Origin of the sequence: Chitinophaga alhagiae (assembly GCF_003568665.1) — a bacterium.
Taxonomy (GTDB): Bacteria; Bacteroidota; Bacteroidia; order Chitinophagales; family Chitinophagaceae; genus Chitinophaga; species Chitinophaga alhagiae.
This window is the reverse complement of record NZ_QXMH01000004.1, coordinates 89,028-110,983: the sequence shown is the minus strand read 5'-3', so window position 1 is coordinate 110,983 and position 21,956 is coordinate 89,028. Positions and strand designations below refer to the sequence as shown.

16 protein-coding genes and 1 other RNA gene are annotated in these 21,956 nt (G+C 53.9%); 9 read left to right on the top strand and 8 right to left on the bottom strand.

What is annotated here, in order from left to right; all coding sequences use genetic code 11:
- Positions 1-8 precede the first annotated feature (8 nt).
- The 6 genes from rnr (at position 9) to rnpB (ending at position 6,849) form a co-directional block, all read left to right on the top strand.
- Positions 9-2,108 (top strand): ribonuclease R, encoded by a 2,100-nt coding sequence (rnr, locus tag D3A97_RS19685; RefSeq protein WP_119080695.1) that lies wholly within the window; start codon positions 9-11, stop codon positions 2,106-2,108.
- Positions 2,109-2,124: 16 nt separating this feature from the next.
- Positions 2,125-3,096, top strand: coding sequence for a polyprenyl synthetase family protein (locus tag D3A97_RS19680; protein WP_119080266.1), 972 nt, complete (start codon positions 2,125-2,127; stop codon positions 3,094-3,096).
- Positions 3,097-3,144: 48 nt separating this feature from the next.
- Positions 3,145-4,827, top strand: a complete 1,683-nt coding sequence (locus D3A97_RS19675; protein ID WP_119080265.1) for an amino acid permease — start codon at positions 3,145-3,147, stop codon at positions 4,825-4,827.
- Positions 4,828-4,950: 123 nt separating this feature from the next.
- Entirely contained in the window at positions 4,951-5,403 is a 453-nt protein-coding gene (locus D3A97_RS19670; protein WP_119080264.1) for a DoxX family protein, read from the top strand.
- Positions 5,404-5,438: 35 nt separating this feature from the next.
- Complete coding sequence (locus tag D3A97_RS19665) at positions 5,439-6,455, top strand: Smr/MutS family protein (protein WP_119080263.1); 1,017 nt, start codon at positions 5,439-5,441, stop codon at positions 6,453-6,455.
- A gap of 24 nt (positions 6,456-6,479) precedes the next feature.
- Positions 6,480-6,849, top strand: an RNA gene (gene rnpB / locus D3A97_RS19660) — RNase P RNA component class A.
- 135 nt (positions 6,850-6,984) lie between these two features.
- Here the strand turns inward: rnpB and D3A97_RS19655 are convergent.
- From D3A97_RS19655 to D3A97_RS19635, 5 genes are all read right to left on the bottom strand, one after another.
- Positions 6,985-7,695 carry a DUF4998 domain-containing protein gene (locus tag D3A97_RS19655; RefSeq protein ID WP_157986644.1) on the bottom strand — a complete coding sequence of 237 codons (711 nt, stop codon included), beginning with the start codon at positions 7,693-7,695 and terminating at the stop codon, positions 6,985-6,987.
- 8 nt (positions 7,696-7,703) lie between these two features.
- On the bottom strand, positions 7,704-8,921 hold the full coding sequence (locus D3A97_RS19650) for a DUF5000 domain-containing lipoprotein (RefSeq protein ID WP_198674088.1): 1,218 nt from the start codon (positions 8,919-8,921) through the stop codon (positions 7,704-7,706).
- 26 nt (positions 8,922-8,947) lie between these two features.
- The gene (locus D3A97_RS19645) at positions 8,948-10,873 is read right to left on the bottom strand and encodes a RagB/SusD family nutrient uptake outer membrane protein (RefSeq protein WP_119080260.1); all 1,926 of its coding nucleotides are present in this window, start codon (positions 10,871-10,873) and stop codon (positions 8,948-8,950) included.
- Positions 10,874-10,884: 11 nt separating this feature from the next.
- The gene (locus D3A97_RS19640; protein WP_198674087.1) at positions 10,885-14,154 is read right to left on the bottom strand and encodes a SusC/RagA family TonB-linked outer membrane protein; all 3,270 of its coding nucleotides are present in this window, start codon (positions 14,152-14,154) and stop codon (positions 10,885-10,887) included.
- Between the two features lie 664 nt (positions 14,155-14,818).
- Positions 14,819-16,507: a S8 family peptidase gene (locus tag D3A97_RS19635; protein ID WP_119080259.1), complete on the bottom strand. Its 1,689-nt coding sequence runs from the start codon at positions 16,505-16,507 to the stop codon at positions 14,819-14,821.
- 337 nt (positions 16,508-16,844) lie between these two features.
- Here D3A97_RS19635 and D3A97_RS19630 point away from each other — a divergent pair, with 337 nt between their 5' ends.
- On the top strand, positions 16,845-17,381 hold the full coding sequence (locus D3A97_RS19630) for a histidine phosphatase family protein (RefSeq protein WP_119080258.1): 537 nt from the start codon (positions 16,845-16,847) through the stop codon (positions 17,379-17,381).
- A gap of 222 nt (positions 17,382-17,603) precedes the next feature.
- On the opposite strand, the gene amaB is transcribed toward D3A97_RS19630, so the two are convergent.
- Positions 17,604-19,130: an L-piperidine-6-carboxylate dehydrogenase gene (gene amaB, locus D3A97_RS19625; RefSeq protein WP_119080257.1), complete on the bottom strand. Its 1,527-nt coding sequence runs from the start codon at positions 19,128-19,130 to the stop codon at positions 17,604-17,606.
- Positions 19,131-19,204: 74 nt separating this feature from the next.
- On the opposite strand from amaB, the gene D3A97_RS19620 reads away from it, so the two are divergent.
- Positions 19,205-19,774: a YeeE/YedE family protein gene (locus D3A97_RS19620; RefSeq protein WP_119080256.1), complete on the top strand. Its 570-nt coding sequence runs from the start codon at positions 19,205-19,207 to the stop codon at positions 19,772-19,774.
- Positions 19,771-20,181 (top strand): DUF6691 family protein, encoded by a 411-nt coding sequence (locus D3A97_RS19615; RefSeq protein WP_232826026.1) that lies wholly within the window; start codon positions 19,771-19,773, stop codon positions 20,179-20,181. The genes D3A97_RS19620 and D3A97_RS19615 overlap by 4 nt, the downstream gene beginning before the upstream one ends.
- A gap of 1 nt (position 20,182) precedes the next feature.
- On the opposite strand, the gene D3A97_RS19610 is transcribed toward D3A97_RS19615, so the two are convergent.
- Together D3A97_RS19610 and D3A97_RS19605 are read right to left on the bottom strand one after the other, a co-directional pair.
- Entirely contained in the window at positions 20,183-21,076 is an 894-nt protein-coding gene (locus tag D3A97_RS19610; protein ID WP_119080254.1) for a DUF1338 domain-containing protein, read from the bottom strand.
- Positions 21,077-21,274: 198 nt separating this feature from the next.
- Positions 21,275-21,922, bottom strand: coding sequence for an ankyrin repeat domain-containing protein (locus D3A97_RS19605; protein ID WP_119080253.1), 648 nt, complete (start codon positions 21,920-21,922; stop codon positions 21,275-21,277).
- Positions 21,923-21,956: the final 34 nt, after the last annotated feature.

Below are 21,956 nucleotides of genomic sequence, written 5' to 3'. Positions count from 1 at the left end.
TCATATCAATGACAAAGAAGAAAAAACCGAAAAAAGACAGCAGCCAGAAAAAAACATATAAAGGTATTGTGGACGTAACCCGCTCCGGTATGGCGTTTGTAGCCGTAGAAGGCCTTAGCAGCGATATACTGGTGAAACAGAAAAACCTCAACACGGCGCTGGACGGGGATGAAGTACTGGTAGACGTGATCCGCCAGGGCAGAAGCCTGGGCCGGATGGAAGGGTTTGTGACGGACGTGCTCAAACGCAGAAAGACCGAGTTTACCGGCACCATCCAGCTGAACAAGACCTTTGCCTTTCTGGTGCCGGAAAAAGGCGCCTTTGTACCGGACATCTACATCCCCGAAAATTCCCTCAAAGAGGCTAAAGACGGAGATAAAGCCGTGGTGCGCATTGTAGCCTGGGGCGAAAAAACGCGCAAGCCCGTAGGTGAAATAGTGGAAATACTGGACGCCAGCGATACCAATGACCTGGCCATGAAAGAAATACTGGTGGAAAGCGGTTTTCCCCTGCAGTTCCCCGATGAAGTGCTGGAAGAGCTGGCCACCATGGAAGAGCGCATCTCCAAAGAGGAACTGGCCCGGCGCAAAGACTTCCGTAAAATACTCACCTTCACCATAGACCCGGTAGACGCCAAGGATTTTGACGATGCCCTGTCTATCCGCAAACTGAAGAACGGCCTGTATGAAATAGGCGTACACATTGCGGACGTAAGCCAGTATGTACAGCCCGGTTCCGCGCTGGACAAAGAGGCAGACCGCCGCGCCACCTCCGTGTACCTGCCGGACAGGGTGCTGCCCATGCTGCCGGAAAAGATCTCCAACGAGCTGTGCTCCCTGCGGCCGCATGAAGACAAGCTCACGTTCTCCGCCGTGTTCCAGATGGATGAAAAGGCCGTGGTGAAACAATTCTGGCTGGGCCGTACCGTGATCCATTCCGCGCACCGTTTTACTTACGAAGAGGTGCAGGACATTATTGAAAGCGGCGAAGGGCCGTATGAGGGCGAAGTGCTGCTGCTGAACAGCATGGCCCAAACCATGCGCAAAAAACGTTTCAAAGAGGGCGCCATCAACTTCTCGTCACAGGAAGTGCGCTTCCGGCTGGACGAGCACGGCAAACCCATAGGCGTGGTAGTGAAAGAAAGCAAGGAAGCGCATCAGCTCATTGAAGAGTTTATGCTGCTGGCCAACCGCACGGTGGCGGAATACGTGAGCAAACAGAAGGCCAACAAGCAGCCCGTGCCTTTCCCGTACCGCGTGCATGATACGCCTGATGAAGAAAAGATGCATGTATTTGCCGTGTTTGCCGCCAAGTTCGGCTACAAGTTCGATGTGAACACGCCGGAAAGCATTGCCGCCTCTTTCAACAAGATGCTGCAACTGGTGCAGGGCAAGCCTGAGCAGCATGTGCTGGAAACCCTCGGCATCCGCACCATGGCCAAGGCCGTGTACACCACGGAAAACATAGGCCACTACGGGCTGGGTTTTATGCATTACTGCCATTTCACATCGCCCATCCGCCGCTATCCGGACGTGCTGGTACACCGTATACTGGCGCAATGCCTGGCGGGCGAGGTGAAGCCGGACAAGCTGCTGGAAAAACGCTGCAAGCACTCTTCAGAAATGGAAAGAAAGGCCATGGACGCGGAACGCGCCGGCAACAAATACAAGCAAGTGGAATACATGCAGCAGTTCATTGGCGATACCTTTGCCGGCGTAGTGAGCGGTGTGGCGCATTTCGGCTTCTGGGTGGAAACAGTTGATACCAAGTGCGAAGGCCTGGTGAGCATTCACAACATGACAGAAGAATTCAGGCATTCCGAATCTGACTACGCCCTGGTAGGCCAGCAAACGGGCCGCAAGATACGCATCGGAGACAAGGTGGTGATCCGCGTGGTGGCCGCCAACCTGGCCAAACGACAGCTGGACTATGACCTGGTAGAAGACCTGGATACCGGGGCCGGGGCTGCCACAGGGCCGGCCAGGGGCCGCCAGCAAGCAAAAGCCGCCGGAAGGGGTGGCAAAACGGGCGGCCGTGCGGGAGCGAATAAGCCGGGAAGCAACCGCGCCAAAGCAGACAAAACAAAAGGGAAGAAGAAAAAGAAGTAAAACATAAGCAGCGATCATGCATTCATTTAAAGAGTTACTGGAAAAATTCGAACAGCAATTTGGAAAAAGACAATTCCCGGAACATCCTGCCAACTTGTACGACCCGGCGCAATACATCCTGGGCATAGGCGGCAAAAGGGTACGCCCGGTGTTATGCCTGCTGGGCAACGAGCTGTTTGACGAGCTGCATCCCGATGCATATTATGCGGCCAACGCCATAGAACTGTTCCACAACTTTACGCTCATTCATGATGATATTATGGACAAGGCCCCGCTGCGCCGGGGCATGGCCACGGTGCATACCAAGTACAGCGACGCGGCGGCCATACTGGCGGGAGACGTGATGCTGATACACTGTTACGACTACCTGAACAAGATCAACAGCAAAACCCGGCAAAAACTCACCAACGTATTCAACAAGGCGGCCCGCGAAGTATGCGAAGGCCAGCAACTGGATATGGACATGGAGCAGATGAGGCCGGAGCAGGTGAATTATGCGGACTATGTGAACATGATAGCCCTCAAAACCTCCGTACTGCTGGCTGCCAGCCTGCAGATGGGCGCCATCATCGGCGGCGGCAGCGAAGGCAACCAGCAGCACCTGTACGAGTTCGGTAAAAATGTAGGCATCGCCTTCCAGATACAGGACGATTACCTGGATGCCTTCGGGGACCCGGAGAAATTCGGGAAACAGCAGGGGGGAGACATCCTCATCAATAAAAAGACCTTTCTGCTGCTGAAAGCGCTGGAGCTTTGCACCCCAGTGCAAAAAGAGCACCTGCACCAGCTGATGACCACCAACCCTGCCAACAAGGTGCAAGAGGTGCTGCAGGTGTTTCACGATTGCCGCGTGGATGCCTGGGCGGAAAAGGAAAAGGAACGCTTCTGCGAAAGCGCTTTTGAGCACCTGGACGCTATTGCCGTGCTTTCCAGCCGCAAAACGCCGTTGCGGGACCTCGCAGATTTTCTGCTCACGCGGCAGCATTGATAACTGAGAAGTCTTATATTTAAATCTATATCAACCTCTTGTTACAACATGTCTACATCGCTTTTCAGGAAAAAACCGCTGTCCGCTATACTGAAAGACGCGCAGGAAGGCGCGTCTGACGCGCACGGCAGCTCCGGCCTGAGAAAAGTGCTGAACGTGCGGGACCTCACGCTCATGGGCGTGGCGGCCGTTATTGGCGCGGGCATTTTTTCTACCATTGGCCAGGCTGCCTACAACGGCGGCCCCGGGGTCATTTTCCTGTTCCTCTTAACGGCTATTACCTGCGGCTTTACCGCCCTGTGCTACGCGGAGTTTGCCTCCCGCGTGCCCGTGGCCGGCAGCGCCTACACCTACTCCTACGTTACGTTTGGCGAACTGGCCGCCTGGATCATTGGCTGGGCGCTGATACTGGAATATTCCATCGGCAACATTGTGGTGGCCATTTCATGGAGCAGCTATTTCAACAACGTGCTGGAAGGCATGAACATTCACCTGCCCGCCTGGCTTACTACGGACTACGATACGGCCAAAGCGGCCTATGAAGTGGCCGTTAGCGGGAACGCCGCGGTAGACCGGCTGGCGTTCACCACCGCCCCCGTGCTGGGCAACTGGAAGGTGATCATGAACATACCCGCCTTCCTGATAGTAATGCTGATCACCATTGTGGCCTACATCGGCATCAGGGAAAGCAAGCGCAGCGCCAACTTCATGGTGGGGCTGAAAATTGTGGTACTGCTGGTGGTGATACTGATCGGTGTTTTTTACATCAATACGGATAACTGGACGCCCTTCATGCCCAATAAATTTGAGGGCGTGCTGAAAGGGGTGTCTTCCGTGTTCTTTGCCTATATAGGTTTTGACGCTATTTCCACTACGGCGGAAGAAAGCGCCAACCCCCAGCGCGATATGCCGCGCGCCATGATCTATTCCCTCATTATCTGTACCGTTATTTACGTGGTGGTAACCCTGGTGATCACCGGCATGGTGAACTATGCCGAGTTCAACCATGTGTCTGACCCGCTGGCCTACGTGTTTGACAAGCTGAACATGGAGAAGATCGGGTACGTGATCTCCATCAGCGCCGTGGTAGCGGCCACCAGCGTAATACTGGTGTTCCAGATAGGGCAGCCCCGCATCTGGATGAGCATGAGCCGGGACGGGCTGCTGCCCAAGCGTTTTGCCAGGGTGCATCCCAAATACCAGACGCCCGGCTTCTCTACCATTGTAACCGGTTTTATTGTGGCCGTTCCCTCCCTGTTCGTGGAAAGCGGTATTGTAACAGACCTGACCAGCATAGGCACCCTGTTCGCCTTTGTGCTGGTGTGCGGCGGCGTGCTGCTGCTGCCAAAGGCGGAGCCAGGTACCAAAAAGTTCAACCTGCCGTATATCAACGGTCGCTTCATCATACCCGCGCTGCTGATTTTGTTCTGCTTCTTTTTCAGTGATAAAACGGGCGCTGCTTTTGCCAATATGAAGGCCGCCTTTGTGTCTGTAGACAACCTGCAGCACGAGTACATCCTCTACCTGATATTCCTGCTGCTGGCCGTAGGCATCACCCTGGCCACCATCGTCAAAAAACTGTCTCTCATTCCCGTGCTGGGCATGCTCTGCTGCCTGTACCTGATGATAGAGATCCCGGTAAAAAGCTGGGTAGTGTTCTTTTGCTGGATGGCGGGCGGTTTGCTGGTGTATTTCCTCTACGGGTACTGGAAGAGCAAACTGGCTAAATAGGTTTGTATCATTATAAGCACGCCCTGGCCCCCACTGGTTGCCGGGGCGTTGCTGTTGAAGCGGTATGCGGGAAATTCCGTAACTTTAGTACAGTTGCTCTTTGATAATTTAAAAACTTCTGTTATGAACCTCGTGAATCGAATAGAACGCTGGGGTGACACGCATCATCCCAAATGGATCGATGGCCTGAGAGTTTTGCTGGGCCTTGTTCTGATCTGGAAAGGTGTGCAATTCATCAACAACATTGACCTGCTGAAGGCGCAGATCGACGAGCATCCTTTCCTGACAGTAGTATCTTTTGGCCTGGCCCATATCATTGTTTTTGCCCACCTGGTAGGCGGCCTCTTCATTACGCTGGGCCTGCTCACCCGCGCAGGCGTTATTGCCAACCTGCCCATTCTCCTTGGGGCGGTCTTTTTCATCAATTCTTCCACCAACCTTTTTGCCGTGTACTCCGAAATGGCCCTTTCGCTGGTAGTGCTGTTCCTGCTGTGCTTCTTTTTGGTGGAAGGCAGCGGGCCGCTCTCCGTAGACGAATACATGAGGCGGCATCCTGAAAAAGTTCGGGGAAGCTGATCTTTTTTACCGGCGGCATACTAATTTTGCCTGCTATGAAATATACAGTAGGCGACCGTATCCTGATGCTCCATTCCAAGGAGGAAGGAACGGTGGTGGATATCATTAACGATAAAATGGTGATGGTGGAAGTGGGCGGCACCAGCTTCCCCGTGTACCTTGACCAGATAGACTTCCCTTATTTTCACCGTTTTACGCAGAAAAAGGCGCCTTTGCCGCCCAAAAGAACGCCGGGTGAGGAAATACGCCGGGAAAAGCCTTCAGGGGTGCAAAAGCCCGAAAAAGGCATGTTCCTGACCATGTTGCCCGTTTTCGGGTCTGACGGGTATGACGATGTGGTGACCACTCTCAAGTTCCACCTGCTGAACGAAACCAGCCGGGTATATGCTTTCCATTTCGAAATATGGCTGAATAACTCGCTTTTCCTCGAAATAAAGCAGGATATCCATCCTTTCCAGCACACTTACCTGGCAGACCTGAATTTTGACCAGCTGAATGACAATCCGCGGTTTGAGTTCACCTTTACGCCCAAGGGGGGAGACCTTACCCTGGCGGCTTCTTACCAGAAAACCTGGAAGGTGAAGGCCAAACAGCTGTTCCAGCAGCTGGCGGAGCTGCAGCGGCAACAGCAGGCCACCATCAACTACACGCTTTTCGAAAAATACCCGCTCCGCGCGGAAACGGACGCCTTCGGCTTCAGCCCGGCGGAAAAGAAAAAACTCAGCACGCTCACCTCCGTACAGGCTATCAAAGACACCACGCCGGTAACCGCGCGGCTGGAGGTAGACCTGCATATTGAAAAGCTGACAGACGACTGGAAGGGCCTGAGCAACCTGGAAATGCTGGCCATCCAGCTCAACGAGTTCCAGCACCACCTGGACCTGGCCATTTCACAGCGGCAGCACAAGCTGATCGTGATCCACGGCATAGGCACGGGCAAGCTGCGCGATGAAGTGCATGAAATACTGAAAAGCACGCCCGAAGTGAAGTTCTTCGTGAACCAGTACCATCCTTTCTACGGCTACGGCGCCACAGAAATTTATTTTAAGTAACTTTGCGTTTCCGGTAAAACCACCTGGTACAGCGGTGCTATCGACTGCTCCCGGCTTGCCCGGGGCGGTAGGAAAGTCCGGACAGCACAGGGCAACGCGCCACCTAACGGGTGGGGCTCCCCGTTAAAAGGGAGTACAGACAGTGCCACAGAAAATAACCACCCCTCCGGGGGAAAGGGTGAAAATGTGGGGTAAGAGCCCACGGCATGGCCGGGTAACCGGCAATGCGGGTAAACCTTGCGTGCTGAAATGCCATGTAAACGGTTGTTTGAGGGCGGCCCGTCCGAGACCGAGGGTAGGCAGATACAGGCGTTCAGCAATGAACGTCGCAGATAAATGATAGCAGGTTGTTGCAAAACAGCTACAGAATCCGGCTTATACACTGTACCAGGTGGTTTTGCCGGATTTTTTTATGGGGGCCGCGCCTGGCCGGGAAGCCTGTAGCAAGGGCCATATGACCCCAAAATAAGCGGGTGGCCTTGTTATATCGCAACAAGGCCACCCGCTGTTCAAAAGTTCTCCTGTTTCACTATTGCAGTACCAATGTGTCGCTGTAAGCTACCCGGAAGGTGTCTATAGCACGGTGTACGGGCAGGTAAGACGTGCGTATGGCCACTTTTGTGCCGGCCGCCGCCATGTCCAGCATGGCGGTATCATACTTCGCGGCCAGGTTCACGGTGCGCTCCAGGTTGTCTGTTCCGGTGTAGGTAAGCTGGGTGCCGGCGTTCAGAATGGTATCTGCCGCGGCAAAATACAGCTTGTACGTATCCGTATCTTCCACCTCCGGCGGCTTGGCGGCGTCCAGCGCGCGGTTCACCAGCGATGAAATGTACAGTGGGCCGAAAATGCGCACCCCGGAAAGCGACTGGCCAACGGAGCGGTTCCCCTTATCGTCCAGCGTATACAGTACAAAATTCTGCACATATTCATCCAGGCTTTCTATCACCGTGCTTACTGAATCAAGCGTGTTATTATGCGCGGCGTTCAGCGTCAGCGAATCCCTGTTATTGTTCCAGTAGATCATATACTTCGTGATACTGGGATCAGGGCTGGGGTTCCATTGCAGCTTGATGCGCAGGTTCCCCTGGAAGACCGAAAAATTGCTGACCGGCCCGGGGTAAATGATCTCTCTATTGTCAAGCAGGTCTTTGTATTTGGTGATCTCCTTGGAGCAGCCCATGAACAGGCATCCTGCTATCAGCAGCGCAACGGCCACCGGCGTTATATATTTACTTTTCATGCGGACAATCAGTTTGTGTTTCCAAAAAATGTTATTTCCATGGCGTGGGCAAACGTAGCGCCTGACCATGATTCCGTAACAGCCAGCCTGATGAACCTGGTTCTGGGCGCCGTAAAGGGAATGTTGAACTCCATGCCGCGGTTGAACACGGACCGGTCTGTAGCGGTGGGGGCGGTAGGAGGCGCGCCGGATGGCGGGGGCGCCCAGTTGTAATTGCCCAGGTTCACCCAGTCTCCCACCACGGCGCCTTCTTCTGCAAAGGGCGGCAGTACGGCATCTGCCGGGGCGGGTTTATCAGAGCCCCAGATGGCAAATACCTTGGGGTTGCCGTGCGCGTATTCGTAACCAGATCTGCCAACAAGCACAAAACGGCTTAGCTTGGCGGATATGCCCAGGCCGAATGTACAGGTGATAGGCAACGGCATGTTTTCCTGCACGGTATGCCAGCCGCTGCCCTTGTTATTGTCCCACAGCCTGGGTACCACCCACCCGAAGCCTACCTTCGTATCGCTCGGCAATGCACTGTTAAAGAACTTGCTCTTGTCCAGCTCTTCTTCGAACAGGGGAGAGATGGTTTTGAACATAGTGTCTGAGTTGTTGCCCCACTGGTCTGTGATATACACGGCAAACTGTTTGGGCAGCGTATCAAAACCACGGGTGGAAAAGCTCATGTGCTCAAAATCACTGAACTCCTGTTCGTAAATGGAATATTGGTCTTCTCCCTCTGCCTTGTAGAGCAGTACCGCGCCTATGGGTTTTTTATTGCGGTTGGAAGTTTGCACGTTGATGCCGCCAAAGTCAGACTGCATCTGGATGGTTTTGGCTACCACCCGGTACACCGGCGTATCCGGATGCACTTTTACCGTTACCGCGTCAGACTCCACGTTGGCGCGGGTTACCGTGGTGAGCTTTACTTCGTACTCCTTTGTTTCCGCAAACCCTTCTACGGTAATGCTGTCACTATAGTAGCTGGATTTGGTCTGCCGTTTTTTACCGGTGTTGTCATCTATGATGTAGTCCGCCTTTACGTACAGGATGTTGCCTGATTTGGGCAGGGAATACGTAATGTAGGAGCCGCCGTTGAAGTTGGCCACCTTGATGTCTGTGATCTGGCCGGGCTTGGACTTGTCGTCCGAAACCGGGTCATTGAAGTCTATGACTTTGCTGCAGGCCAGGTGAAGGCACATACAGGCGGCCAGCAGCAGGTAGATATATTGATTGCGCATAGTGTTCTTGTTTGAATTTTTAACCATTACCAATACAGTGTTTGAACCAGGTTGGGGTTTTGAGACAGCGCTCCGTCAGACAGCGGCCAGAAGTAGTCACGTACCGTCATGGCCGGTATGAACAGGGTTTGCAGCGTGTAGAAGTTGGCGTTGGTTTTCTGGAAAATGCTCCAGCCTTGTACCGGTGTGGCCAGCACGGTGAGCATTTCTTTCCAGCGCCGGAGGTCCCAGCCTGCTTTTGCTTCAAAACACAGCTCTATGCGGCGCTCCTGGTGGATGATCTCGCGCAGGCCTTCTTTGGTGGTGGGTTTGTTAGGCCGTGAACTGTATTGCGCCCAGGATGCCACTACGCCTTCCAGGCCGGCCCTTTCCCGTACGAGGTCTATATAGTAGTACACCTCAGGGCCGGGACCGCTGGCTTCATTGAGGCATTCCGCGTACAGCAGGTACAGGTCTGCCAGGCGCAGGCGGGGCAGGTGGTAAGCGGCCTGCTGCACGCCCTCGTTAAACACGGTGAGGTAATTCACCAGCTTCTTGGGCCAGATGGCCAGCATGTTGATACGCACACGGTCTTTGGGGCCGGCTTTGGAATCGGGGCCTTTGGCCTCTATATACAGCGGGTTGTTCTGGTCCGTTACGCCGTTGCCGTACCATACGCCACCGTCAAAGCCGATGTTGGCGTAGTAGCGTACTTCGCGGTTGAAGTTGTTCTTGACGGTGGTGTAGCCGGATTTGATGTAGTAGCGGGCGGCATTGGTGCCTGCCTGCAGGGAGAAGCGGCCTGAATAGTCCCAGGTCTTGTCTTCATTGATGGGTACGCCCTTGTCTGTATAGAACAGGTCTGTGGTGAACATGGGCACGGTGAAGCTGCCGGCGGCGGCGGTGGAGTTCTCCACGGCCTTGGTAGTGAGCCTGGGAATGCAATAGTTCTGGTACCCGAAGTTGCCGTTGAGCGCCCAGATCACTTCTGAGTTGAAGTCCCATTTTTCCGTTACCGCATTCTGGATGGTGAGCACATTGCGGAGCGAGTCTACCAGGTTGGGCAGGTTGGCGGGCTGTATAAAGGTGTAGAGCTTCAGGTTCTGCTCCGCGGCCTCGTCAATGGCGGCTTTACAGGCCGCGGCGGCCTTCTGCCACTTGGCGGGGTCTGCGGTGGCGGAAAAGAGCGGTTGCCCGTCTTTGTTCGTGAAACCGGCGTAGTCAGGGTTGCCGTTGTAGAGCGGGCTGGCCTGCGTAGCCAGTATTTCCGCTTTTACGGAGAGGGCAATTACGCGGGTAATGCGGCCCAGTTCCTGCTGGATGTTGCCGATCACTACGGGCAGGTCAGGCGTGGCCTCGTCCATGAGCTGCACCGCGTAATCGAACACGGAATCTACCGGCGCCCGCTTTACCCTTATATCTTCTATGGGCGCGGTGATGCTCTGGTTTTCCCGGTAAATGGGCACGGGGCCGTACATCCTGGCCAGGTAGTAATGATAATACCCTTTCAGGAATTTGATTTCCGCTATCCACCGGGCCTTTTCTTCCGCAGCCAGGTCTATGGGTTTGTCTATGTTCTCCAGCATGATGTTGCAGCGGCGGATGGCCTGGAAAATGGCCAGGCCGCTGTTGCTGCCATCCCAGTAGTTCAACGCCGGGTCGGAAATATTCTGCGTGGTGCCGCGGATGAGCTGAAAGCCCACGTCATTGATAGGCCTTTCAGACAGATCGTTCGGGTAAACAATTTCGCCGGAGGTGGTAAAACCGGGATCATAGATCACATTGGTCATGCCCTGCAGCGTATTGTAACAGGTGAACAGGTATTTTTCCGCTTCGTTGCGGTTACGGAAAGCGTAGTCTATGGTGCCCACGTTCTCCGGCGTAACGTCCAGGTATTTTTTACAACCCTCGCTGAAGAAGCCCAGCAGGCAGCACGCAAAAATGTATAACGATTTATATTTTCTCAGTTTCATATTGCCGCGGTTTATAAGTTAACGTTGATACCAAGGTTGAAGGCTCTCTGCAGGGGATAGTTAAAGCCGTTGCCGCCCAGTTCGGGGTCCCACAGGTCAAACTTGGTAATGTTGAACAGGTTCATGCCGTTTACATAAATGCGGCAGTATTTCAGCCCCAGCCTGTCAATAATGCCCGGGGGCAGGGAATACCCTATTTCCGCGGTTTTCAGCCGGAGGAAGCTGCCGTCTCTCATCCACCAGGTGCTTCTCTGCAGGTTGTTTTCGATAGACTGTGCGCTGATGCCCATGCGGGGGTAGAGCGCATACAGGTCCTGGTTCTCTTCAGACCAGTGATTGTCTGCAAAGGCCTGTAATATTTGGGACTGGCTTTGCACCTGCGGGGAAGGGGGAATAATGAAGGGGCTCACGGAGCGGGGGTCTACAAAGAAAGATACCCTTGACTGCCCCTGGAAGCGGAAGTTGAACTCCAGGCCTTTGTAGTTCAGCGAGAGGCCGAAACCATACATCACCTGCGGGGTGGTGGGCAGGCCGATAGGCGCCTGGTCCGCCACGGTGATGCGCCCGTCCCCGTTCAGATCGCGGTACTTGATGTCTCCGCCTTTCACCGGGTTGCCGGTGCCGCCAAACTGCTGGCTGGGCGATGCGCCTACTTCCTTGTCGTCTACAAACAATCTTTCCGCAATGTAGCCGAACTGCTGGTTCAGCATGGTGCCGGAGCGGTAGCGCCAGGGCTCTGCGTATTCAGGTTCTTCATATACGCCGTAGTTGCCTTTGGAGTAGGTGAAGTTAGACATGAACTGCACGCGCAGGTTGCGGTTCACGTTGTAGTTATAGTTGGCGGTAAGGTCAAGTCCGTCTACTTTCACCGTGCCCACGTTGGTGAGAATGGGGGCTTCCAGCCCCATGCTGCTGGGGATTGGCCTTCCCATCAGGATGTTGCGGCGGTCTTGCGTGAAATATTCCGCAATGAAATCCAGCCCTTTAAAGGCTGTGATCTCCAGGCCGGTGTTCATGATCTTGGCCGTTTCCCAGGTCACGTTGCGGTTCTCGTAGTTCCGGATGTTTACGCCGGGGCGGGTGTAGCCGTTGTTGATACCGAAAGTAGCGCCGTTGGGAGCGTCCAGGTTTACGTCTGAAAGGTAGAAGAAACGCTGCTGGCCAATATCGTCATTACCGCTGAGGCCGAAGCTGGCGCGCAGCTTGAGCGAATTGATGACGCGTGCCAGGTTGTCTCCCCAGAACTTCTCGCGGGAGACGATCCAGGAACCGCCGATGGTGGGGAAGAAACCGAAGCGATGGTCTTCCGAGAAACGCTCGGAGCCGTTGTAGCCAAAGTTGAACTCCGCAAAATATTTGTTGCGGAAGTTGTAGCCGAGGCGGCCGGCGAGGTTCAGGTTGCGGTAGGGCAGTGAGTACTGCAGGCTGGGCAGGTTGGTTTCCGGATCTACGCCGTTGGCTACCAGCCTTTGTTCGCGGAAGCCGATCAGCGATGCGTCCAGCCCGTGGTCACCCAGTTGCTTGCTGTAGGCCAGTTGTGCCTGGAAGCGCAGGTAGGTGTTGGCATCTTTAAAGCCCGGTGAATAAATGAGGTATTCTGTGGCGGCGCCGTTGTTGCCGGAGCCTATACCGCCCTGGAATACGCCATTGGGCAGCGAGTTGAGCCAGGTCAGCGTATAGATGTTCTTGGCGCGGTTATAGTCTCCCGGTAATACGTTGTAGTAAAACGGGTTGTACGCCATGGTATTATCGAAGTAAGAGTAGCGGTTGGTGTTGAAGAAACCATGGAATTTAAGGCCGGGCGTAATGAAATCGAGGTCCTGGTTCAGCTCCAGGGTGGCAGACATTCGGGATTCCGAGAAGCGTTTGTAGCCGCGGAGCATTTGCGCATAAGGGTTGGGATAACCTACGCCGCCGCTGGTGCTGCCTATCTGGCTGGAGTTGCCGAACAGGATGTGCTGCGTAAGCAGGTTGGCGGAGTCTGGCGCATAATACGCCGGGAACAGTACCGGGCTGGTATGCATGGCCACGCTGTACAGGTCTGAAGAGAAAGATGCGTTGTTGGTGATGGGGCCGTTGTAGTCGTTAAAGTTACCCCAGAGCCGCAGCACCAATTCTGTTGACTTGGTGAGCATTACGTTCACGTTGGAGCGCAGCTGGTAGTTCTTGAAATTGACGTTGTTGTTGAAGTTGTTGGCCACGTTCCTTTTCAGCATACCGTTGTCGTTGCTGAAAGAGCCGGATACCATGAAGCGCGCTACTTCGCCGCCGCCGTTTACGCTAACGTTTGCACGCTGGGTATTGGAAGATTTTCTGAACAGCATGTTCATCCAGTCTACCGCCGGGTACACATAGGGATTGCTGCCGGGCGCGCCTTTCAGCGTTTGTTCCGTGTTGTATATTTTATCAGCAGAGAACATGGGCGGGGTGAGCGGGTCTCTGCCGGTGCCGGCCTGGTTGTACAGTTTCATGTACGTTACCGGATCTGCCAGCTTGATGGTTTGCGTAGGTGTTGAGATGGCGTTTTCGAGTATCACGTTCAGGCTGGTTTTACCGGCCTTGCCTTCTTTGGTGGTCACCAGTATTACGCCGTTGGCGCCCCTGGCGCCGTACAGCGCGGTGGCGCTCGCATCTTTGAGGATGGAGAAACTGGCAATGTCATTCACCTGCAGGCGGGCCAGGTCATTGATCGTCAGCTCCACGTTGTCTATCAGGATGAGCGGGTTTTGCCGGTAACCGAAGGTGGTTACGCCACGGATGAAAAAGTTGGAGTTGTCAAGCCCTGGCTGGCCGCTTTGCTGGAAGCCGATCACGCCGGCCACCTGCCCGGCCAGGGCATTGGTGAGGTTGCTGCCCGCCGTTCGCAGATCATCGGGCTTGATGGTGGCCACGGAGCCTACCACGGCCTCCTTGATCTGTTTCTTGCCGAAAGCCGTTACCACAAAGTCTTGCAGCATGGTTTCCGCGGTGCGCAGCGTAATGTTCAGCACCCTGTTTTGCGCGGTCACCCTCACGGAATCTCCGGTGTAACCTACAAACTTGAATGCCAGTATTGCACCGGAGCTGACGTCCAGCACAAATTTACCGTTTACGTCCGTGGCTGTTCCGGACTTGGTGCCGGTAACCATCACGCTTACACCCGGAAGGGGGGTGCCGGCCGTGTCTGTTACCGTGCCGATCACTGCAATTTTCTCCTGTGCATAAGAAGACCGTGTGCAGATCAAACATAGAAAAGAGAGCATAAAATGAATGGCAAAGCCTGGGAGTAGCTTCTTCATCATAATGTAACGTGTTTGAATTAAGAAATGAGGATAAAAAAGAGTATTAAACGCGGTTGAAAAATTTGATTTGGTTGAATTGAAATTTGACGTGGTTAGAAAAAGCAAACAGTTCCCCAGAGCGCGGCGGCGCTCAATAACGTTTTCTCCTGTACGGAAATGTTTATGATTTGGTTGACCGGCCGCGCAACCGGCATGGCACACAGCTATCCAGCCGCTAGCGCACGCACAAGGCCTGCAAGCCGTAGTTTCTCATGAAAAAAAATGAGTGATTTTTTAAGCGATATTGATTTTAGTTATCAGTTCTCAAAGAGAGACGATCAGTCTCCAGTGTCTGTTATTAAAAACGTGAATTTGGTTCATTAAATGTACTTCCTGACCTCGCTCAAAACAACACAGATTTAAATATGCTCGTTCTTTCTGGTCTCATCTTGACGTTACAAACATTATCGTTCTATCCTACAAACAATTCTATCCTACAAACAATCGGTTGAAATAAACAACCTTTAAAACAAAATAATTCAATTCCCGGGAAGAAAAAACAAAATCCGCGGTATGGCTAAAAAAGTACCAGCAATGGAGAGTATCCTATAAAAACAGCCAGCAAAAAACCGCTGCCGGGATGATGTTCCCAACAGCGGCTGTTGTTGTTATATTATTATGCGGCTCAGTCTTTATTGACAGGCTGCATTTTTGCTTTCTCTTTCTTCCTGTTCTCCCTGGCGTTCTCGCCTTTGGTCTTAGCGGCCAGTTTGATGGCCTCATAGGCGTTTACCAGGCCGCCTGATCTGGACAGTTCTGAAAAGCTGATCATCTCGTCTTTTGCGCCGGGTTTGTTCACCATATCTTCCGGCAGGGGAGTGGCCGTTTTTTCGATGATGGCTTTCAACTGCCGCGCGCTGAGGTCAGGGTAATAGGAAAGTATCATGGCTGCCAGGCCGGCTACCACGGGAGAGGCCATGCTGGTACCGCTGGCGCTCTGGTATTTATTACCGCCGGGCGCCGCGGAGTAGATCTGCACGCCGGGGGCAAATACGTCTACTTCTTTTTTACCGTAGTTGGAGAAGCCGGCTACCTTGCTGCCGGTACGGCCGTTGCCGAGGGCGCCTACGGTGATCATATTGTCCGCTTCCGCGCCGTCTTCAAAAGTATCTTTCGGATAGTTCTCGGTTTCGTCGTTATTAGCGCCGTCGTTACCCGCGGCATGTATCAGCAGTACGCCTTTGGACTGCGCGTAGCGGATGGCGTCGTCTACCCAGGCTTTCTGCGGGGAAAAACCTTTGCCGAAGCTCATGTTGATGATCTGCGCGCCGTTGTCTACCGCGTAACGGATGCCCAGGGCCACGTCTTTATCCCGCTCATCGCCCTCGGGCACTACTTTAACGGCCATAATGCGAACGTTGTCTGCCACCCCGTCCATACCCAGGCCGTTGCCGCGTATGGCGCCAATGATGCCGGCCACGTGCGTGCCGTGAAAGGCGAACTGGCCGGTAACGTCGTTATTGCCGTAGTATTTGTCATTGATATCGTCCAGGTTATCCCCTACAATGGTAGCGCGTTTGTCTTTCGGTTCCCCGCCTGTGTTTTCCGCTTTTCTTTTCAGCTCTTTCACATACTCCGCCAGGTCATCTTTCAGGTTCTGGTACGTCATGGTCTCATCTCCGGCGCTGCCCAGGAGGCGCAGGGCAAAGCTGCGGGCCAGCATTACATCCTGGTCTGTGCTGCGCAGGGTGTCCAGCTGCTGTTTGGAGAAGTCTTGCGTTTTGAGGTATTCCGCCAGTATGGCCTCGCAGCGGAGCAGGTTTTCCTGCACCTTCTGCATCATCTTGTAATCTGTTTTGGCCTGGTGAGTGGGCTTCTGGGTGCGGTCTTTCAGCCTTTTCCAGTAGTTGTGCTCTTTGGTGCCGGGCTGCAGGGCGGAGTCTGGGTTGCTGTAGAGCTTCAGGTAACGGTAGTACTCGCGGGTGGCCTCGTCAGAGTCTTCCTTTACGGAGCTGCCGTCTTTGGCGCCCAGGAAGTTCCAGCCGTAGATATCATCTACATAACCGTTACCGTCATCATCAATATTATTGCCCGGTATTTCTTTGGGGTTGCGCCACAAAACGGCTTTCAGGTCTTCGTGCGTGGTGTCGATCCCGGAATCCAGCACGGCCACGATCACCGTTTTGCCTTCTTTGCCTTTCAGCAGTTCTTTGTACGCTTTTTCCGCTCCAATGCCGTACACACTATCCGTTGCATAATCCAGTAATTGCCAGTTTTTCGGAACAGCGGGCTTTGTTTGCTGGCCAAAGCCCTGTGCAGACATCAACAATATGACACTTGCTACCAATGCCAGCGCTCTGCAGATAGATCTCATTTTATTCAATTTTCCTAAAGATTACAATTCAAATACCACAATTGGTTAAAGATATGATAAATGTGTTATAACAGGTGTTTGGATGTGGTGAGTGGCTAACCGGCCTGACTGCTGGTGCTTTTTTTACTTGGAAAATATAGTGCTCTTAATTATCCTGTTTTGCCGTTTTATCTCGTCCTGCGGGCCTTTCGTCACATTTCAGCCGTACCGGCTGCCATTTGGGCTAATTTTAAGCCGTCAACCCTATCCTGATTACTGTAAAAAGGGGCAAATATCCGCCAATAATCCGGATGCCGGATTGACATTAACATTTGTTTCACCAATTAATTTTTCCGCCATGTTACGAATTTCTTTATGCTTAATGATGCTCTGGGGCATTGTATGCTCCATGCAGCCGCCGGGCACGGGGGCTACCACAGTTGTGTTTGTGAACTGCGCCGAAACAACGGCGGGGGAGAAGGGGCTGGTCTTAACAGGTAAGGGGCAGGAGCAGGCCGGGCAACTGGCGCGTTTTCTCCGGGACATGCCGGTGGAAGCGGTATATTCTCCCTACTCCGGCTGCCTGCAGCAAACGGTAGCGCCGCTGGCGGTATCCAAAAACACCACGGTACGCTATTTCCGGGATGCCAGTGAGGCAGACCCGAAGGTAATGGACCACATCCTGCAGGAAATGATAATACGGCATACCGGCAAAACCATCGTTATTTGCGCCCCGCCGAAAAGTATTTTAAAAATGGCCAACCTGCTCGGGATACGTGAAAAAGAGCTGAAACCCGGATTGGGCCTGTTTGAGGAGGTACTGATCGTGAACGTTTTTTATGCAGGGGAAGCGGTAGCACAAAAGTTGAATATGAATTTTCAAAAAAAAGTGTAATATTTATACCCGGAGAGAATAACCAGTACTTCTCAGTACATTATTCTTTCTCATAAGCATGGTTTCCGTTTAACGAAAAAGCGGGGTTCTCCAACCCCGCTACTTTTATAAAATGCCCTTCTTTTTGTAGTATTCCTTTTACAAACAAATTTGTTTGCAGCACCCGGAGGGCGCTTTTTTTTGTGCCCGGCCATTTGCCGCCGGCTACGCCGTGGCTATTGCCTACAAGTCAAATTTGATCCCCTGCGCCAGCGGCAGCTTGTCCGTATAGTTGATGGTATTGGTTTGCCTGCGCATGTAGGCTTTCCAGGCATCCGAGCCGCTTTCGCGGCCGCCGCCGGTCTCTTTTTCCCCGCCGAACGCGCCGCCTATTTCTGCGCCGGAGGTGCCGATGTTCACATTGGCAATGCCGCAATCCGAGCCGGCCTGTGAAAGGAACTGCTCGGCCTCCCGCAGGTCCAGCGTCATGATGGCGGAGGAAAGCCCCTGGGGCACGCCGTTTTGCAGGGCAATGGCCTCTTCCATGGTGCTGTATTTGATGAGGTAGAGGATAGGCGCAAAGGTTTCGTGCTGTACAATGCTGTAGTGGTTTTCCACTTCGGCAATGGCCGGTTTTACATAGCAGCCGGATTCGTAGCCTTTCCCTTCGAGCACGCCGCCTTCTACCACAAAGCGGCCACCTTCGGCCTTGCATTTTTCGATGGACCGGAGGTACATCTCCACCGCCTGTTTGTCTATCAGCGGGCCTACATGGTTTTGCTCGTTGAGCGGGTCCCCGATGCGCAGCTGGGCGTAAGCCTTCACCAGTTTGTTTTTGAAAGGTTCGTACACGCTTTCGTGAATGATGAGGCGGCGGGTGGAGGTGCAGCGCTGGCCGGCGGTGCCCACGGCGCCAAACACGCAGCCGATGAGGCTCATGTCCAGGTCCGCGCCTTTGGAAATAATGATGGCATTGTTGCCGCCCAGCTCCAGCAGGGCCCTTCCCAGCCGCGCTCCTACAGCGGCGCCCACGCTTTTGCCCATGCGGGTGGAGCCGGTGGCGGATACCAGGGGAATGCGCGTGTCAGCGGCCATCCATTCGCCCACCTCGCGCTCCCCGGCTACCAGGCAGCAAACGCCTTCCGGTACGTTGTTGGCGGCAAACACCTTTGCCACAATATGCTGGCAGGCCAGGGCGGTGAGCGGCGTTTTTTCTGACGGCTTCCAGATGCAGACATCGCCACACACCCAGGCCAGGATGGCGTTCCAGCTCCAGACGGCCACGGGGAAGTTAAAGGCGGATATGATGCCCGTAATGCCCAGGGGGTGCCACTGCTCATACATGCGGTGGCCGGGCCTTTCGGAGTGCATGGTAAGGCCGTGCAGCTGCCGGGACAGCCCCACGGCAAAGTCGCAGATGTCTATCATTTCCTGCACTTCTCCGTAACCTTCCTGCAGGCTTTTGCCCATTTCATAGCTGACCAGGCGGCCGAGGGCCTCTTTTTGGCCGCGCAGGGCTTCGCCTACCTGCCGTACCACTTCCCCGCGGCGGGGAGCGGGCCATTGGCGCCAGGTGGCAAAGGCTTTTGCCGCCTGCTCCACCACGGCGTCATAATCCGCCCGGCCGGCGGTGGTAACGGCGGCAATTTCTTTCCCGTCTACCGGTGAAAAAGACGCCAGCCGCGGGCCGGAGGCCGCCAGCCACTTTGTGCCGGTAGATACGCCGCTGTTCTCTTTCTCAATGTTGAACCCTGTTAAGATCTTTTGCATAATTTATGGTTATTCATTGCTAAATTCAGTTTTTACGGGTGTTCCTCATTCATAGTATTTTGTAATTTTAACATATGAGCTTTCTGAAACAACCCTGGCCCTGGTACATTGCGGGCCCCCTCATCGGGCTAACGGTACCCCTGTTGCTGGTGATCGGCAACAAAGCGCTGGGTATATCGTCTTCGCTGCGCCATATCTGCGCGGCCTGCTTTCCCGGCAAAATTCCTTTTTTTCAGTATGACTGGCAAAAAGAAAGCTGGAATTTGTTTTTTGTAGGCGGCATTGCCCTGGGCGCGCTGTTTTGCCTGCTGTTCCTCTACAACGGGGCGCCGGTGCAGCTCAACCCTGACACGGTGGCCGCGCTGCAGGCCCTGGGCGTACAGGAGTTTGACGAGCTGATGCCGGGCGATATTTTTAACTGGGGCAATATAACCAGCCCCACAGGCTTGCTGTTCTTTATCATTGGCGGCTTCCTGGTAGGTTTCGGCACACGCTATGCGGGCGGCTGCACCAGCGGCCATTCCATCATGGGCCTGTCTACGCTGCAATGGCCATCCCTGGTGGCTACCGTTTGTTTTATGGCCGGCGGCTTTGCCATGACCAATCTTATATTACCTCCTCTCATGAAATGGCTACTGTTATGAAAAACGGGAAATACCTGTTTATTGGCATGCTCTTCGGCATCATCCTCGTCAAGTCCGAGGTGATCTCCTGGTTCCGGATACAGGAAATGTTCCGGCTGCAGTCTTTCCACATGTACGGCGTTATTGGCAGCGCCGTGGCAACGGGCATCCTGGGGGTGTGGCTGCTGCGCAAGCTGGGCATCCGCACGCTGTCCGGAGAGCCTATCATTATTCCCAAAAAGCCTTTTACCAAAGGGAACATTTACGGCGGGCTCATTTTCGGGCTTGGCTGGGCCATTACCGGCGCCTGTCCCGGGCCGCTCTTTGCACAGGTGGGCAGCGGCTTTACGGTAGTGCTGGTTACGCTGTTAAGCGCTATTGCGGGCACCTGGGCATACGGGCGGTGGCAGGAGAAGCTGCCGCATTGAGCTACTGTTTCCCTGTTTGCGCCGAATAGGTGCTCTCAAAGATCTTGTCCGCGTTATTGGCCTCAAACCCTTCGCGGCGGTGCTCCCGGCGGATGGCTGAGAGGGGCAGCTGCGCAAACTGCGGCAGCACGCGCCGCTCCGCAAACTCCACGTAAGAGCCGGCAATGGCATGTTTTTCATGATTGGCAAAGGTGGCCTCTATCATGCGCGCCACGGTGGAGCTTTGCAGCAAACCTTTATCGGGACTGGTCTTGATCTTTCCGCCGGCATCATTGAGGCGGAAGCCGCGCTTTTCGAGAAAGGCGTTGAAATCCGCCACGGTGTTGTAACCGGGTTGCAGGTTATGTACGCTGATGGTGAAATGGTTCAGGTAATACCGGTTGTAGATCACCCAGGCGGCATACTCGCTTTCTTCCGCCAGCACCTTGTAATCTGCCAGCGTAGGCGTACGCCAGAGGGCGCTGTGCAGGAAGCGGTCTACCGCCGCGCCGTCGTTCAGGTCAAGCGCGTTCACGGGGTCGGCGGTTACTTCAGCCGTATAACTTTTGATGATCTCCTGCGCGCGGGGGCTGAGGTCTTTCACCCGCAGCTCGCTGATGAATATGCGCGGGTATTGCTCCGCGGGGGGCGCGTACCAGTACGCGTCCAGCTTCTTTTCGGGAAAATGGTAGTAGTCTTTTTTCGTATAGCCGCAGTGGAGAAAGATCTTTTCGAGAGACTGGATGCCCAGGTGCTCCACGCCCAGCGTGCGGAAAGCGATGTGATCGTTCTCGATATCCCCGGCCTGGCCAATAATGCCTTCGCCGGTCATGGCATGGATGATGGCGCCTACGTCCGGAACGCGTTCCTTGTAACGGCTCATTAACCCATCCAATACCGTTTCCAGTGTTGTCATAGTCAATTACGGATTAAAATGTGAATTGCGAATAATACAAGAGCGGGGTCAGGCGGCCGTCATGGCACGTGCGAGCAGGTGCTGCGCAGGAAGGAGAGGAGAGACAGCTGTATGTTGAGCAATTTGTTCACGGGTACGAATATAAGGAATTTATCGAAGACGGGGGACGGGCGGGGGCTGCGGGTTGGGTGCCCTGTTCTAGTGAATGCCCGGTATGCCCTGATAGACCAGCAAACGTAATACGTCCGAGTCTCTCAAATGCCAGCTTCCCCAGGAAATAGGTGTATCTCCGTTGGCGTCTTTCATGGAAGGGTCCGCACCGGCATCCAGCAACATTTTTATGATAGCCGCGTTAGCATACGCGGCTGCTCTGTGCAACGGCGATTCGCCTTTGAGGTAGGCGTCCCGCATAAAGCAGAGCGTTGCTTTGCCTGCTAACGTTCTTTTGTTAACATCCGTACCGGCGGCAATCAACACTTTTACAATGTCTTCCCTGGCGGCCATTTCACTTGTTTTGCTGATGGTGTAATGCAGGGCATTTTCTCCCGTATCCGTAAAACTGAAATTGGCATCTTCTCCTTTCTCCAGGAGCCATTTTACGGAATCAATTTTGCCGTTATAGGCGGCATTGCAAAGCAGGTTGGCATTGTCAAAAGTTATGTTGGCCCCCAGGGCGTGAAACAGGTCAAGGGCTTTTGTATGGCCTTCCCAGGCCGCATGGAACATCGCAAAATTGCCCCAACTGTTGATGTAATTTATATTTGCGCCCTGCGAAACTAATTTTTCAACAGCGGCAAGATCACTGCTTGCAGCGGCGGCGAGCATTTTGTCATCCAGATTCTCCATTCCTGATATTGCTTTAATGTATCAATATGTTTGA

Bases quoted from the DNA above. Each gene is read 5' to 3' on its own strand.
- D3A97_RS19640 (WP_198674087.1), bottom strand. From the start codon at position 14,154: ATGATGAAGAAGCTACTCCCAGGCTTTGCCATTCATTTTATGCTCTCT.
- D3A97_RS19670 (WP_119080264.1), top strand. From the start codon at position 4,951: ATGAACCTCGTGAATCGAATAGAACGCTGGGGTGACACGCATCATCCC.
- D3A97_RS19675 (WP_119080265.1), top strand. From the start codon at position 3,145: ATGTCTACATCGCTTTTCAGGAAAAAACCGCTGTCCGCTATACTGAAA.
- D3A97_RS19635 (WP_119080259.1), bottom strand. From the start codon at position 16,507: ATGAGATCTATCTGCAGAGCGCTGGCATTGGTAGCAAGTGTCATATTG.
- rnr (WP_119080695.1), top strand. From the start codon at position 9: ATGACAAAGAAGAAAAAACCGAAAAAAGACAGCAGCCAGAAAAAAACA.
- D3A97_RS19620 (WP_119080256.1), top strand. From the start codon at position 19,205: ATGAGCTTTCTGAAACAACCCTGGCCCTGGTACATTGCGGGCCCCCTC.
- D3A97_RS19615 (WP_232826026.1), top strand. From the start codon at position 19,771: ATGAAAAACGGGAAATACCTGTTTATTGGCATGCTCTTCGGCATCATC.
- D3A97_RS19650 (WP_198674088.1), bottom strand. From the start codon at position 8,921: ATGCGCAATCAATATATCTACCTGCTGCTGGCCGCCTGTATGTGCCTT.
- D3A97_RS19630 (WP_119080258.1), top strand. From the start codon at position 16,845: ATGTTACGAATTTCTTTATGCTTAATGATGCTCTGGGGCATTGTATGC.
- D3A97_RS19645 (WP_119080260.1), bottom strand. From the start codon at position 10,873: ATGAAACTGAGAAAATATAAATCGTTATACATTTTTGCGTGCTGCCTG.
- D3A97_RS19655 (WP_157986644.1), bottom strand. From the start codon at position 7,695: ATGAAAAGTAAATATATAACGCCGGTGGCCGTTGCGCTGCTGATAGCA.
- D3A97_RS19605 (WP_119080253.1), bottom strand. From the start codon at position 21,922: ATGGAGAATCTGGATGACAAAATGCTCGCCGCCGCTGCAAGCAGTGAT.
- D3A97_RS19665 (WP_119080263.1), top strand. From the start codon at position 5,439: ATGAAATATACAGTAGGCGACCGTATCCTGATGCTCCATTCCAAGGAG.
- D3A97_RS19680 (WP_119080266.1), top strand. From the start codon at position 2,125: ATGCATTCATTTAAAGAGTTACTGGAAAAATTCGAACAGCAATTTGGA.
- D3A97_RS19610 (WP_119080254.1), bottom strand. From the start codon at position 21,076: ATGACAACACTGGAAACGGTATTGGATGGGTTAATGAGCCGTTACAAG.
- amaB (WP_119080257.1), bottom strand. From the start codon at position 19,130: ATGCAAAAGATCTTAACAGGGTTCAACATTGAGAAAGAGAACAGCGGC.